The sequence below is a fragment of the Variovorax rhizosphaerae genome (genome assembly GCF_037889975.1).
Taxonomy (GTDB): domain Bacteria; phylum Pseudomonadota; class Gammaproteobacteria; order Burkholderiales; family Burkholderiaceae_C; genus Variovorax; species Variovorax rhizosphaerae.
Window position 1 is genome coordinate 1 of sequence record NZ_JBBKZT010000011.1, and the last position, 14,930, is coordinate 14,930.

Below are 14,930 nucleotides of genomic sequence, written 5' to 3' on the forward strand. Positions count from 1 at the left end.
CCTGGCAGTGCGCCAGCGCAAGAAGGCCAAGCGGCCTGTCAACGAGCGTGTGCCGCTGCAACTGGCCAGAGCGGTCAATGAGGTCTGGAGCATGGACTTTGTCAGCGACAGGCTGAGCACCGGCCGGCGCATCAAGTGCCTGACGGTGGCCGACGACTTCAGCCATGAATGCGTGAGCATCTCGGTGGACTGGGGCATCTCCGGGCAGTACGTCACGCGGCTGCTGGATCAAGCCGCAGTCTTCAGGGGCTACCCGCTCGCTGTGCGTACAGACAACGGCCCGGAGTTCATCAGTCGCGCCTTCACGGGCTGGGCGCAGACCCATGGCATCCGCCACATCCTGATCGAGCCGGGGCGGCCGATGCAGAACGGCTACATCGAGAGCTTCAACGGCAAATTCAGGGACGAGTGCCTCAACGAACAATGGTTCGAGACGCTGGGGCAGGCCAGGTCTGCCATCACGGCTTGGCGGCAGGACTACAACGAAGTCAGGCCGCACAGCAGTTGCCAGCGAATGCCGCCGGCCAAGTTCGCCGAGTTGCATCGCCAGCGCGCTGGCGATGCAACTCGATCCACCTCAACGACCACCGAGATCAATTAATCTTGCAACCCCGGACTTCCTCGTTATGAATGGCACGGTGTGAGGGGGCACGTCAAGCAGAGAACGCGCGGCTGAAGATGCACGTCGACATCTTTAAAAAAGCGACGGCGTACTTTGCGAAGGATGCGCCGTGAAGTACGCCTGGATTGACGCGCAGCGCCACGAATACCCCCTGCCCGACATGTGCATGGTGCTGGCGGTCAGCATCAGCGGCTATCGGGCTCGGCAGCGAGGCGGCAGGCCCGACCGGACGCGTCTGACGGACCCGCAGGCGGTTGCCTTGATCAGGAGCATTCATGCCGAAGTCAGGGCCGCCTATGGCTCGCGGCGCATGCACCGCGAGTTGAAGGCCCGAGGCCACCGCATCGGCTTGCGGCGTGTGGAGCGGCTGATGCGCGAGCACGGCATCCGGGCGCGGCACAAGCGGCGCTTCAAGGCGACGACGGACTCCAGGCACTCGATGCCGGTAGCGCCAAACCTGCTGGCGCGCAACTTCACGCCTGAGGCGCCGAATCGGGTGTGGACAAGCGACACACGTACATCCTGAGCGGCGAAGGCTGGCTGTACCTGGCCATCGTGCTGGACCTGTTCAACCGCGAGGTTGTGGGCTGGTCGATCAAGCCGCGGATGACGGCCGACATCGTCACCGACGCGCTGACGATGGCCTGGTTCCGGCGCACGCCCGCTGCCGGCGTGATCTTCCACAGCGATCGTGGTAGCCAGTACGCCAGCCAGGCCATGACTGCCAAGCTGAGCGAGTACCGCATGACCGCCTCGATGAATCGGAAGGGCAACTGCTGGGACAACGCGCCCACCGGGAGCTTCTTCAACAGCTTGTAGAACGAGCGGGTGCATGGCACGACCTACGCGACGCGTGCGCACGCGCGGGCCGATCTGTTCGAATACATCGAAGTGTTTTACAACCGGAGTCGCCGTCACTCCACGCTGGGCTACAGCTCGCCAGTTCGGTTCCTCGAGAACTGGATCAGCGCACATGCCGCTCAGCAAGCAAACGCGGCGTAGGAGCAGCCTGTTGGAAGGCGAAATTCGATGGGCACCTCATGGCCAAGAAATGCCAAGTCGGAGGCGACAACTGCCGTAAGTTGCTGCACCAAGCGCTCGACGTCCATGACAAGCACTACGACAACGATCCGTCGGCCCTTGTCAAACCGGCCGAGAAGATCGGTCAGTACCTGGAGAGTGCGGACGATCAACGGGGTGCCGTACCTGGGCTGCCGTGCCCGCGAGTCCGCGCGACGCTTGGCGCAGCGCGCCGCCGCTGGAACTTTCTCGGCTCGTTCGGGAGATGCCGACCAGCACGTCGCACTGCGCTTCGGCGTGAGCGACACGGCCGTCAACCAGCGCTTCAAGGCATGGGGCATAAGCAAGCCCAAGCGCCACGCGAACGTTGGCAAGACCGCGAAGCTGGCCCCACCCTCCCCTGCGCCGCAGGGCAAGCGTCATATCAGACTTCCGTGAGCCGCTCCGGCGCAAAGTCCGGGAACTCGGCCCCCGCGGCTCGGACATAGCCGCGTGGATTGCACAGTACGCGCATGTGCTGCACGACGCAGTCGAAGCAGGCATGCGCTTGTCCGTGCAGCACCAACAGGGCGGGCACCTCGAAAAATTCGTCGGGCAGTTCATTGACGCAGGCGGCCGACATCCAGAGTACGCCAACAAGACCTGGAACCTAGCTAACACCATAGTGGCGGTGGTCATTGTGATTTCCTTCAAGGACAGGTTTGGTGGGTCGCACCTCAAACTTATCCGGACTTCACGATGACCACTCCCTGAAGAGAGCGGCGCTGCGCGGCAAGCCGCTTCGGGGCTACGCCCTACGCGCCTTGCCGGGCAGCGAGCGAAAGAAGACTTGCACCACTTGCTGAGACAGCAACCCGCTTGACCAGCAGCTTGCGACAGTCCATGTTGGACTAACGTAAGAAGCGCATCGTGCAGCGGGCGGTCAATTCGCCAACATGAGATAGGCCACCCATCCTCCCCGCGGGGCAGCGTCAGCGTATCTCGCGGCGTTTTACATAAAAGGGGATTGCCCCAACAACAACAGACGCGACATCTGATCTTGGCATTGACACCACCACCATCTGTAGCGGCTGGTTGGTAATGTCGAGTTTTGATGGCAGCCGCCGCGCGACCAGTACGATGCAGGCCTGGAGGTGACAGCATGAACTCTGCCAACCTGATGCTGCGTACGGGAATGCCCGCCGCGTTGCTGTGCTTTCTCGCGGCTTGCGACACTCCTGCCGGATATGGTGGTGGCTACGGCAACAGTTACGGCCAACAGCCCGCGTATCCACCACAGCCTCCTGAGTACGGTCCGGCCCCTGGATACGGATACGGTGCACCGTCTCGCTACCCTCCTCCGCAGCCCGAGTACAGGCCGCCTCCACCGGGATATGGCCAGCGTCCGCCAAATTACAGCGCACCAGCGCCCGATTTCGGTCCTACCGCCCCTGCAATTGCAAACCAGAACTGCATCCGTGCGGCAGCCGATGCATTCAAGAAGCCATGGCAGACCATTGTGCTGGGCGGATCGCAGCGCATGCCGGATGGAAATTACGCTGTCCAGCTCACCAGCGGTTCCGACGGCCGACGCATGGTTTGCGTTTCAAGCGGCATGGGCAACGTCCTTGGCTTGCGATGAGAAAGGTCTGTGCAAATGCCGCAGCCCAGACCATGACGTGCTCACCCCTGTGCAGTCGACACGGAGTCAAGTTGACTGTCCGTGACGAAGCTCAGGCACGTGATGCATGGCGTCACCTCTCCGCTCGTGAAGCGATCCATGTCCGGGAAGTAGGCCTGCGGGTTCAGCGAGGCCGTCGCCAGGCGTGGTCCGAACAATGCTTCTTCAGGAAATCTGAGCGCCCAATTGATGGAGCGGCTTCGGCAAGCAGTCCCTCCACCTCGCTCAGCACGGGCTCAATGCTTACCAGGACGCATCGTAGTGTGTCCGCGCCTGCCGATCGCCACAGCTATTGGGTCAGTTTCCGCGCGTAGAAAATCGACGCGCAAGACATCCGCGATCTCACATGATGCGGCGCGACGGTCCTGCGTTCCCCGATCAGGAACGCGTCCGCCACCATTTGGAACGGCCGCCAGTCCACGTCCGACCTGGCCGTGCTGCATAACGCGACGAAGCGTGCGTACAGGCGCGGGTGCTCGCCAGCCAACCCAAGCTCTGCGGCGATTGCCCGACCGTCGATGTCGAGCCCCGCGCCTCCGCGCGCAAGCTTCATACGGCTTTGCATTCAATCGCAGAACAAGGCGGAGAGCCGCAGACAGTGCTGTAGCACGGTAAGGCGATCCAACTCAGTTATGCCGTTGAAGGCGAAGTCGTATCAGACTGCCGGTGGTCGAGAACAGCTCGATGTCCCAGCTCTGTTCGCCCTTCTGCCGAAAATCGAATTCGGCCTCCATTACCACGTCATCTACGGTACGCAGCCGCAGGTTGGCCGCGAGCGGCGCTTGCTGGTTCTCCGGGAACTCAAGCACGTCGGCCTCGATGCATGCTTCGCTTCCGAGCACTTCCGTCAGCACCAACAGCGCGTTGATGCCATACCTGTCCATCGGTGTCGGCAGCGAGCGCATGCTTGAATTGACGCTGGGAAAGATCAAGAGCGAGTCCATGCTTCTTGGTTCTCGTTTCCGCCGGCAGGCGTGCATCGTTGATCGCGATGGTCGCGCTCGAGCCGCTTGATGCGCTTGCGGTCAGCCCGTGTGGCCTGCGGGCTGGCCCGGGCTTCCTCGGGCGTCGCCAGCGCGGCAGTGGCGCTGGATCGCCATTTGTCGAGATCGCCCGAGTACACGCCGTGCGCGCGGCACCAAGCGCTCTTGGCGGCCTCGCTCATCACAGCGGTCGGTCGTGATTGCCGCCTCAAACCGGGGCCACCGCCGATATCAACTTGGCGGCACCGACCAGCTCTTAGAGAACGTGATGGGCTGCACCCTGCAACAGCCCGATAGCCTCATGCAACCACAAGTCGGGAAGGAACTGATGCGGGCCCCCGGTCACCATCAAGGCTTCGTCACCAGCAAGACGGTGCGAGTCGTGCCCTTGTCGAGATGGCCTGCGCCTGCGATGACATCGCCAGCCTCCAGCCGCCAGTCCCCCAGCATCGCTCCGTTGGGAGCCAGCGTGTGGCAACGGATTCGTCCGGTCGCATCCATGCCCATGGTGCCGACGCCCCATGCGCTGCGAATGATGAAGTCGGCGCGCCCGTCACCGTTCAGATCGCCCGCCGCCTGCAACCAGTTGAGGTTCATGTCGACCAGCCATCCATCGATCCGCGTGCCATTCGGCACGAAGGCGATTCGTGTCAGTCGCGCGCCTGCCAGCGCCAGCACGTGGAAGCCGTCGGCATTGCTCACCACGATCTGGTGCTGCGCGCCGCCCCGAATCCGGTCGCTCAGCGCGAACGTATGCGTGTGGCTGACCCGGTAACCCCCAAGATCATCGCCATTGGGGTGCATCGCAACCGAGGTCAGCGCGCCTCCTACCATTTTCAGCACGCCGAGGCCCCAGGGGCTGGTGATCACAATCTCGTCGAAGCCATCGCCGTCCAGATCGGCGATCAGCCGGATACGGTTGTCGCCGGTGTGGAGAAGCCAGCCTCCGAGACGCGTTCCGTTGGGCGCCATGTAAACGTGCGTGCCGCGCTGCAGTGAAATCAGCCCCAGCCCCCAAGGACTGGTGAGCACCATGTCCCGGTTGGTGTCCGCGTCGAACTTGCCGCAACCTGCGTAGTTGTTGTCGCCCGTGCCAAGCAGCCACCCTCCGAGGCGGGTTCCGTTGGCGTGGATGCGCGTCGGCGACAAGCTGCCCGCCGTGAAGGCCAATGTTGCCAGTCCCCAGTCGCTCCAGACCATGATTTCGCACTGGCCGTTGCCGGTGAAGTCGGCCACTGCCTTGATGCGATCCCTGCCCGTGTTGACCGTCGCGTCCCAACGCCAGCCGCCAAACCAGGTATCGCGCGGCGCCAGCATGAGCGCACGGAAGCAAGAGCCGTCGTGCTTGAGCACGCCGATGCCCCACTCGCTCGTGACAACGAATTCGTCGATGCCGTCCCCGTCCATGTCGCCCACGCCGCGCACCTGGTTGAGCCCCGCGTCGAAGTTCCAGAAGTCGATCCACGCCCGGTTGGGGTGCACGGCGGCGGACTGCAAGCCCGCGCCCAGGCCGATGATGCCCAGGCCATTGCGGTTTCGAAGCCGCAGACTCCAGTCGCCATTGATGCTCCAGAAATAAGCCCGCTTGCGCTGAATGTTGTAGCTGGACAGCGCTGGATCGCTCGACTGCGCGTTGTAGTAGCTCTTCCAGCAGGCACCGAAAGTCGCGCGATCTCCCAACCTGTAGCCCTCGGCAAAACCTCCAGGGGAGTCGTTGAACCCTTTTGCGCGTGAGAACAGGGCAACGCAGTTGGTGTAGAACAGGAACGCCTCCGCGTTGTTCCAGCGACCGTAGTTGGGCGAGGTGTAGGTGTCGGTCTGGGTTTCCGTGGTGGAGTTGACGGCGCAGCCGCCGTGGACCACCAGGCTGGCGCCCGACTGGCCGAGCGCCTTGTAGTGCCACAGCGCGCGATGCACGAAGAGATCGGCGTACCCGCCCTGTCCAGCGAAGCTTGGCGTGTAGCGCACGTTGTCATAAACCCAGCGCACCGGCGGGCCGCCAGCCGCGACGGTCAGCGCGGCGTCGTTGCCTGGATCTCGAAACTGGGAAACGACTGGGTCCGAATGCGCCATGACGTACTTCAGCACCGCAGGGGTCTTCAGGAAGTCGACGTACTGCAGCAACGTGGCGTTGGGGATGGCGATCGCCGGCTCGAAATCGGGGGCAGCGGCGCCCAGGAGACTGGCGTAGAAATTCGGGTTGAAATCCGTGGTCCCGCAGACCGTCGCCACGCGGAAAGGCAAGTTCGAAAAGGCGCCGGTGCGAAAGCGATGGTTGCGACCAAAGTAATCGACGAGCAGACGCCGTTCGAGGTCGAAGTCCGAAGGTGAAGAGATTCAGGTGCTCAGGCCCGGTGTACAGCGGCACCGCGCTCGCAACGGTCTGCGGATTGCCGCTGGCGTCGAGGAAGTGGTGTCCGTCGGTGCCCATCAGCGACGGGTTCGGGTTCACCGCGATGTGGCGGGCATTGATGCGCGACACCACGATGTCGGGTCGCGCGACGATGTTGACCAGTGTCCTGTCCTGGCTGTCCACCTCGTTGTTGCGTTCGGCCTGATGGAGCTGAAGGTGCAGTGAGGTGGGCGTTCTCTGCACATAGGTGACGATGGCATCGTCGAGGTAGAAGGCATCGCGGAAGGTGTTCATGCCATGTTGGTAGTCCACCGAGCTGAAGTTGCAGTTGCGCACGGCTTCCCCCTCGTGCCAAACGAGGCCGGCCGTCGCCGGATCGGGCTTGGCGGTGATGCCCTCGATCGAGAAGTCCGCTTGCCGGTAGAGCGTTTCCCACTGGCCCGTCAGGTCGCCCAGAACGATGTCGGCACGCTCGCTGATCAGCTCCGGCCAGATCGCAAGCTGCGTTGGATTGATGAAGCCGGGTGCCCAGGCGACGGTGCGCACGAGCGTCGCTTCGGGGAAATTGCCGATCAGCAGAACGCCTTCGAGTCGCGCAAAGGCGGCCTTCACGTCTCGCAAGAACTGCCGCAGAGCCAGCACGATGCGCCCATCCTTGTGAACCGAGCCGCCATAGACATCCGCTGCGATGAAGCGGGTCAGCAAGCCTTCCGCGCGCAGGTCACCCTTGAACCGTCGCAAGGCGCGCACCAGCGCAGGCTGTGCGGACGGATCGCCGGCGGTGACCAGCAGGCGTGGCTCCACCAGGACCAGCGCCAGGCGTTGATCCGCCAGCGGATCGGCAAATTCCGACTCGAATGCGAGGTAGGTCAGCGAGTTGATCTCTGGCAGGCCGTCACTGGTCATGGCGAAGTTGGCATAGCGGGTCAGGATGGGTGCAATGAGGTCGGGCATATGAGCTCCGGTGTGTGAGGCGATCGGGCCACGTCGTCAGTGCCATCTTGCGTACTTTGGTGAGGCGTACACATCCATTGGTGTGAGGATGCGATGTGACCGGCCCGGGCACGGCCGCTTACCGGGTCATCGCGCAAGCAATCAGGCGGCGACGCCCGGTTGCCTCGGGGCCAGAGTGGTCATCGTCCTGCCAGGAACGAAGGTATTGATCGCCGTGAGTTGAACGCGCAGCAGCCTCGCCGACAACATTCAGCAGCCACCCGCAGGGTTTCATGAGAACCAGCGTTCGCTCATCCTCTCGGCGAAGGATGAAATTCGCTTTCCAGGGCCCCATGCTTGCCAGGAGCGGCTGACCATGCGCCAGCCCCTGTGAACGCATCGAAGCGGGCCTGCTTCTTGCGGTTTGACGCCGGGGGGACTGCAGGCTCTTCGTTGGAGGTCGCATGCGTAACTTTCTTGCCCCTTTCATCCTCGCGCTCCCGTCCTTGTGCTGGAGCCCGGCGCATGCCGTCGACGTGCTGACGTCGCGCAACAACCTCGCCCGCACCGGGGTGAACGATCAGGAGGCCCGGCTCACGCCGGCCAATGTCGACGCCCGGGGTTTCGGCAAGCTGTGGACGCTCTATGCCGATGGGCAGGTCGTCGCACAGCCCTTGTACGTGTCGGGCTTGCGTGTCGACACCACCACCAATCCGGCGGTGCCGCCCGTGCAAGGCACGTTCAACGCGGTCGTCGTGGCCACCATGCACAACACGGTGTATGTCTACGACGCCGACAACGAGCGGCCGGGCCCGCAAGGTCGCAACGTGCCCTTGTGGGCGGTCTGGCTGGGCCAGCCAAGGCCGGGCGGCAAGGACATCGACATGTTCAGCACGAGCGATCCCGAATGGGGCATCCTGAGTACGCCGGTGATCGACGCCGCGAAGTCGGTGCTGTACCTGGTCGCGTGGCATGACGAGGGTGCGCAAGGCTACAAGTACCGGCTGCATGCACTTCGCCTGAAGGATGGCAGCCATGCGGTGCCGCCGCTTGAACTGCAAGCGCCCGGGCTGGATTCGCGCCGCCAGAAACAGCGCACCGGACTGACGCTGGTGCAGGGCGTCCTGTACATCGGCTTCGGCGGTGACGGCAGCCGCGGCCTGCTGATGGCCCACGACGCCGCGACCTTGCAGCAAAAGACCGTGTGGAACGTCACGCCGAGTGGGAATGACGGCGGCCTGTGGCAGTCCGGCGTGGCGCCTGCGGCCGATGCGCAAGGCAACCTGTACCTGATGACCGGCAATGGCACCTTCGACGCTGCGACTGGCGGCGCCAACTACGGCGACAGCTTCGTCAAGCTGCACCTCGAAGGCGGCAACATCGTCGTCAAGGACTACTTCACGCCGTGCAACCAGGCCTTCCTGGCCACGGTCGACATGGACCTCGGCTCATCGGGCCCGGTGCTGATCCCGGGCACGGACCTGGTCTTCGGTGCCGGCAAGCATCCGCACATCTTCCTGCTGTCGACCAATCGGATGGGCAAATACACGCCGCCGCCCAACGCGGGCGCCGCCGACTGCCCGAACCCGAATGCCTTGCAGGACCTGGGGCAGGCCGAGCACCACCACTTGCACGGCTCGCCGGTCTATTGGCAAGGGTCCGGCGACCCGCAGATCTACCTGTGGCGCGAGAACGAGTTGCTGCATGCCTATCCGTTCGTCCGGCGGCGCATCGTCGCTGCGCCGAAGCTGGGCGTCGATGCACTGCCCAAGGGCATGCCCGGGGGAATGCTGTCGCTGTCCAGCCTGGGCAAGCGCAACGGCATCCTCTGGGCCGTGACGCCGTTCGATGGCGACGCCAACCAATGGCGCGGTGTGCGTGGCGTAGTGCGTGCGATCGACGCGCAGAACGTTGGGCGGACCTTGTGGAGCAGCGAACAGGTGTCCGCGCGGGACCGGCTGGGGTTGTTTGCCAAGTTCGTGCCGCCGACCATCGCGGATGGCAAGGTGTTCGTTGCCACTTCTGGCGATACGGAACCACTCCAGTTCTATGGCCCGCCCGCGCGGCCCCAGCAGTTTCCCGCGCGCTACCAGGTGGTCGTGTACGGACTGCTGCCGCCGCGGCCGACCGAGACCGTCAACCAGCCTGGCAAGGACGTCCGCTTGCTTCGGGCTGCCACGGGGCCACTGCCTGCGATCGATCTTGCGCGCTGCGTCGTGGCGGACGGCCGCAGCCTCGACTGCACCGATGAACTGACCCGTGTAGCCCGCGCCCCTGCCCTGGAGCGGCTGCTGGTGCCCACGGGCAATACCTTCGCCGGCTGCCAGTTGGCGCGCGTGACCGTGGCGACCAGTACGGCCGCCATGCAGACGGCGCTTGCGATCGGGTTCTATGCAGCCGACGTGACGGCTGGCCAGTTCAGCGCCGACCATGGGCGACGCAACCCCGCCGCCGATCTCAAGGTGACCGGCCAAGCCACGTTGAAGGGCGGGCAAGCCGCAACGCTGCACGAGTTCGCGGGTGTCGTGAACTGCACGCTGGACGCCAACAACCGGTCGGAACTGCGCTTCAAACCCTACATCGAATTCCTCGGCACCGCGCCCCTGAAGCTCTACCACGACTGGGACCCGATCGACGGAAACCACGCCCTGGGAGGCGCCGTGACGCAGATCGATCGCAGCGCGGAGATCCTCCAGTGAAATGCCTCGGCGCGCTCTTGCTGGCGTGCCTGCTCATGGTGTGTGCAGGGGCTGCGCAAGCGGGCACGCTGGTCGTGCTGCAGCACCAGCCCGGCGACATCACGCGACCCTGGACCTGGGCCAAGATCATCGAGCAATTGCCGGCCGTGAGCGCAGCGGGCTATACCGCGATCCTGCTGTCGCCGCACCAGCACGCGTGCGGCGGCCAGTTCAGCCTGGGCTACGACCCCGAGGACTTTCGCTCGTTCGACAGCGCCCACGGCACCCAGGCGCAGCTCGCGGCCTTGATCCGCAAGGCGCATGCACGCAGGATCCAGGTCTATGCCGACATGGTGATGAATCACATGTGCACCAACAACTTTCGCTACCCGCGCTTCGGCCCTGGCGACTTCCACCACGCGGGCAAGATCACCGACTGGAACGACGCCTGGCAACTCGAGAACGGCGCATTGATCGGGCTCGACGACCTGGCGCAGGAATCACCCTATGTGCGTGGCGAGTTGTGGAACTACCTGGTCAAGACCAACAACATGGGTTTCGACGGTTACCGCTGGGACGCGGCCAAGCATGTGCCGCGCTGGTACTGGCGCGACCACGTCCTGAACAATGTGAAGCGCTGGGGCAAGTACAGCTTTGGCGAAGTCTACATCAGCGACATCGGCATATTGCAGTCGTACACCGCCACCGGCATGGCCGTCACCGACTATGCGCTGTACTTCAAGATGCGCGATGCGTTCCAGCTGAACGGCGATATGCGCCAACTCGATGGCGCGGGCCTTGCGGGCATCGACGGACCCAACGCGCTCACCTTCGTGCAGAACCATGACGTGGGTCCGCCCGTCAACAAGCTGCTGGCCTACGCCTTCATCTCGGCTTACCCCGGCTACCCGACCTTCTTCGATGTCGACCTGCGCGATGCGGTGTTGAACAACCTGGTGTGGATCCAGAACAACCTGGCGGTCGGACCGTATGTGAACCGGTACAAGGACCAGAACACGATTGTCTTCACGCGCGGTGCGAGCTTGCTCGCTGGCATCAACCAGAGCGGGACAGCCACCCGGCCACGCGTGCAGACCGGCTGGCGCAACACGGAGTTGCACGACTACACGGGCCATGTTGCGAACCGACGCACCGACGATGGGGGCTGGATCGATCTGGAGATCCCCGCGCAGAGCTATGTGATGATGGCGCCGCTGCGCTGACCGTCGGCCATGCGAAAAGACACCCGACGATCGATCGATATGCCCAGATGCCATCACCATGCGCGTGCGCGCCTGAAAACCTGTGGCGCGCAATCGCCGTGAAATGGTCCTGGCCGCAGATGGGATGAACAGTATTGGCGCCGCACGGAGGTAGCGATGCACCCGTTGAACGAAATGCCGTCGTTTCCAATGTCAAAGGTCTCGAGGCCGCGCAGCAATCGACCCATGCTGCGCCCACGCCTGTTCCAACGGCTTGACGAACTCCGCGAGGCCTCCGTGACCTGGATCACCGGCCCACCCGGGTGCGGCAAGACATCTCTGGCCAGCAGCTATCTGGCGGAGCGCCACATCAGCGGTCCGTGGCTGCAGTTGGACGGGGACGACGCAGACCTCGCGACCTTTTTCCACTATCTCGGACGTGCGGTGCAACTGGCCGCAGTGCGTGGGGGCCCTGACCTGCCCACCCTGATGCCGCAGAGCATCCCGAATGTCCTGAGCTTTACCCGGCGCTACGCGCAAGCCATTGCTGCACGTGTCGACCGACCGGCGGTGATCGTGTTCGACAACTACGACCACGTGGGCACCGAAACGCCACTGCACGAGGTCGTGCGCGAGCTCGCCTCGTATCTGCCTGAGGGGTTGAGCCTGCTCGTCTTGAGCCGTGTCGAACCGCCAGCGGCGTTCGCTCGAATGCGTCTTCATCAAAGCCTCAGGTTGCTTGAAGGCGAGGAGTTGAATCTCACGCGTGACGAAGCGCTCGCCCTTTTCAATGCGCAGAAGCCGGAGTCCGGCTTTTCGCCGGAACAAGACGGGCACCTGGATGAACTGCTTCTGGAGACTCGGGGCTGGTTCGCAGGCTTTACCTTGTTGCTGGCCGAGCGCAGCCTTTCAAATGCAAAGAGAGCCGTACTTCGCGGGAAGACGCAGCAACTCCTTTTCGACTACTTCGCGGCCGAACTGTTCGGCACCATCGACCCATCGACACAGGACGCCCTCCTTCGGACCGCTGCCCTTCCAACGATGACGGTCGCGGACGCGGTGCGGATCTCCGGCGATGCAAACGTCGGGCGCACCCTGATGGAGCTTCATCGTCGCAACTGCTTCGTCGTCCAGCGCGGGCCGGATGAACCCGTCTACGAATATCACGCCCTGTTCCGGGCGTTCTTGTTGAATCGTGTCGCGTCCTCGCTTTCCCCCGATGAGTGGCGCGATCTGCAGTGCCGTTCTGCCGCCCTGCTTGCGCAAGGTGGTCAAACGGAAGCGGCGGCCGCCCTGTACCGGTCGGCGGGGGATTGGCAGGCGCTTTCCACCCTGGCACAGCGCGAAGCTCCGGCGCTGATTGCAGCAGGGCGGCACCGGATGCTCGAGAACTGGCTGATCGATCTGCCAGACGACCTGTTCGTCAGTACCCCGTGGCTGAGTCATTGGAGGGCCGTCGCTCGCCTCCCCTTCGACCCCGTGTCGGCGCGTGCGTCCTTCGAGCAAGCCTATGCAGGCTTTCAGCGAGACAACGACGTGGTCGGCCTGTATGCCACCTGGGCTGGCGCCATGGAGAGTTTCTTCTTCGAATGGCGAGACTTCCGTCTTGCCGATCCGTGGATCAGCGAGTTCGAAGCCTTGCGCACGCTGCATCCCGTGTACCCATCGCGGGCCGTTGAATTGCGGACCTACTGGGCCATGGGAACGCTACTCCATCGTCAACCGCAGCATCCCATGTTGCCCGCCTGGGCCGAACGCGCGAAGGCCTTGCTGGACCCCACGGACCGGGATCTCTCTGTGCTCCTGGGCGGCTACCTGATCATCTGGTTTCTCTGGCGCGGAGAGGCCGCAGAGGCGCGAACGATCATCCATCGAATCACGCCCTGGACTGCGCCGGCCATGTCACCGATGGTCTTGATCCTGTGGTCGTGCGCAACGGGGCTCTATCACTCGGTGAGGGGCGAGGTCGCGCAGTGCCGGCATTCGATCGAGACCGGACTCGGCGTGGCGGACCAGGCTGACCTGCATGCCTTCGACTTCCTGCTCACGGCGCAGATGGCTCGCTGCAGCCTGGTGGCGGGGGATCCCGTTGCAGCCGACGGATGGATGGCCAGGATGGCCCCCGCCATGCGCCATCACAGCCACATCGACGGGGCGTTCTACCAGTACTTGCAGTGCAGCGCCGCCGCACAGCGGGCCAGTTGGCAACTGGCCCTGGACCACGGACGAGGGTCGCTGGCAATGGCCATCGAATCGGGCGTGCCCTTCGTGATGGCGACCAGCCACATTGCGCTTGCACGTGCGCTGCTGGAGCGTGGCAGTGATCCGGAGTGGACCGAGCATATCGACGCAGCGCGCGCCATTGGTCAGGCAATGAACAGCCAGGTGATCGAGTACCTCTGTCTCGAGCTCGAATCCAGGGCCGCGCTGAAGCGCGGCGACTGTGAGGTGGTCGCGCAGCGCCTGTCGAGCGCCATGGTCTTGAGCGCAGCCATGGACGGGGCGACCTGGCACGTCGCCGGACCTCAAGCCAATTCCGAGCTTTATCAATACGCGTTGTCGACCGGAATCGAGGTCGAGCATGTCCAACGGATGATTCGCCGTTTTCACATTGCGCCGCCTGAAGCGGCGACAGCAGCTGATACGTGGCCCTGGCCGATCCGCATCCACAGCTTGGGCGGGTTCGAGCTTCTGTGCGACGACCAGCCGTTGAGGGCGGCGGGCAAGTCACAGCACAGGCCCCTGGAATTGCTCAAATGCCTGCTTGCGCTTGGAGGGCACGCGGTGAGCCAGGACCGTCTCACCGATGCCCTGTGGCCCGATGCCGAAGGCGATGCCGCGGACCAGGCCCTGCGCACGACGCTCCACCGCCTGCGCAAGCTGCTACGACACGAACACGCCGTGCGCCTGCAGGATCGGCAACTCTCGCTGGACACGGACTGGGTCTGGGCCGATTGCCTGGTGTTCGACCAGGCCGCTCACCTTCCTCCATCGAACGATGTCACCTGGCTGCGAAGCGCGCTGAGGCGCTACCGCGGTCCTTTCCTGGACGGTGAATCCATGCACTGGGCGCTCGCGTTTCGCGAACGCTTGCGCTCCCAGTTCAAGCGCATGGCCGAACGCCTGGGTGATTTGCTCGAGCGTGACGGCGATTGGCAAGGCGCTGTCGACGCGTACCTCGAGGCGATTGATGTGGAGCCGCTGGCTGAAGGACTCCATCGGCGGCTCATGTGTGCCTACGAGCATCTGGGGCGCAGGTCGGAAGTGGTGGCTACGTATCAACGGTGCCGCCAGGCCTTGCTGGCCCAGCAGGGTGTCAGCCCCGCGCTGGAGACTCAGGCGCTGTATCGACAGTTGGCGGATCGCTGATCCTCGACTTGCCCATCGTGGCGCGAAGTCCAGAGGCCCGGCTTCGCAGGCCGCGCTCAGGTGGAACTCGCCCGTCCTGTCGCCCTGTACCGTATCCGTAACGTCCCCGG

Annotated in this window: 10 protein-coding genes and 1 pseudogene; 6 read left to right on the forward strand and 5 right to left on the reverse strand. The window is 64.0% G+C overall.

Features of this window, described 5'->3' with window-relative positions:
- Positions 1-601, forward strand: a 601-nt coding sequence (locus WKW82_RS22805; protein WP_340344634.1) for an IS3 family transposase, incomplete at its 5' end; no start/stop codon positions are given.
- Between the two features lie 53 nt (positions 602-654).
- Positions 655-1,624 (forward strand): annotated as a pseudogene (locus WKW82_RS22810) (IS3 family transposase); the annotation flags it as partial.
- On the opposite strand, the gene WKW82_RS22815 reads toward WKW82_RS22810, so the two are convergent.
- Both WKW82_RS22815 and WKW82_RS22820 read right to left on the reverse strand, forming a co-directional pair.
- Positions 1,603-1,971 (reverse strand): hypothetical protein, encoded by a 369-nt coding sequence (locus WKW82_RS22815; RefSeq protein WP_340344867.1) that lies wholly within the window; start codon positions 1,969-1,971, stop codon positions 1,603-1,605. The pseudogene WKW82_RS22810 and the gene WKW82_RS22815 overlap by 22 nt on opposite strands.
- A 95-nt stretch (positions 1,972-2,066) precedes the next feature.
- Positions 2,067-2,264 (reverse strand): metallophosphoesterase family protein, encoded by a 198-nt coding sequence (locus WKW82_RS22820; protein WP_340344635.1) that lies wholly within the window; start codon positions 2,262-2,264, stop codon positions 2,067-2,069.
- Between the two features lie 519 nt (positions 2,265-2,783).
- On the opposite strand from WKW82_RS22820, the gene WKW82_RS22825 reads away from it, so the two are divergent.
- Entirely contained in the window at positions 2,784-3,263 is a 480-nt protein-coding gene (locus WKW82_RS22825) for a hypothetical protein (protein ID WP_340344636.1), read from the forward strand.
- A gap of 665 nt (positions 3,264-3,928) precedes the next feature.
- Here WKW82_RS22825 and WKW82_RS22830 read toward each other — a convergent pair.
- The 3 genes from WKW82_RS22830 to WKW82_RS22840 all read right to left on the reverse strand — a co-directional run bounded on the left by WKW82_RS22830 (position 3,929) and on the right by WKW82_RS22840 (position 6,409).
- Positions 3,929-4,246 (reverse strand): hypothetical protein, encoded by a 318-nt coding sequence (locus WKW82_RS22830; RefSeq protein WP_340344637.1) that lies wholly within the window; start codon positions 4,244-4,246, stop codon positions 3,929-3,931.
- The gene (locus WKW82_RS22835; protein WP_422823554.1) at positions 4,231-4,467 is read right to left on the reverse strand and encodes a hypothetical protein; all 237 of its coding nucleotides are present in this window, start codon (positions 4,465-4,467) and stop codon (positions 4,231-4,233) included. The genes WKW82_RS22830 and WKW82_RS22835 overlap by 16 nt, the downstream gene beginning before the upstream one ends.
- Positions 4,468-4,633: 166 nt before the next feature.
- On the reverse strand, positions 4,634-6,409 hold the full coding sequence (locus WKW82_RS22840; protein WP_340344638.1) for a hypothetical protein: 1,776 nt from the start codon (positions 6,407-6,409) through the stop codon (positions 4,634-4,636).
- A 1,626-nt stretch (positions 6,410-8,035) separates the two neighbouring features.
- Here WKW82_RS22840 and WKW82_RS22845 point away from each other — a divergent pair.
- The 3 genes from WKW82_RS22845 (at position 8,036) to WKW82_RS22855 (ending at position 14,820) form a co-directional block, all read left to right on the forward strand.
- Complete coding sequence (locus WKW82_RS22845) at positions 8,036-10,270, forward strand: hypothetical protein (RefSeq protein ID WP_340344639.1); 2,235 nt, start codon at positions 8,036-8,038, stop codon at positions 10,268-10,270.
- The gene (locus WKW82_RS22850) at positions 10,267-11,472 is read left to right on the forward strand and encodes an alpha-amylase domain-containing protein (protein ID WP_340344640.1); all 1,206 of its coding nucleotides are present in this window, start codon (positions 10,267-10,269) and stop codon (positions 11,470-11,472) included. Before WKW82_RS22845 ends, WKW82_RS22850 begins: the two co-directional genes overlap by 4 nt.
- 225 nt (positions 11,473-11,697) lie before the next feature.
- On the forward strand, positions 11,698-14,820 hold the full coding sequence (locus WKW82_RS22855) for an AfsR/SARP family transcriptional regulator (protein WP_340344641.1): 3,123 nt from the start codon (positions 11,698-11,700) through the stop codon (positions 14,818-14,820).
- The last annotated feature ends 110 nt before the right edge of the window (positions 14,821-14,930 follow it).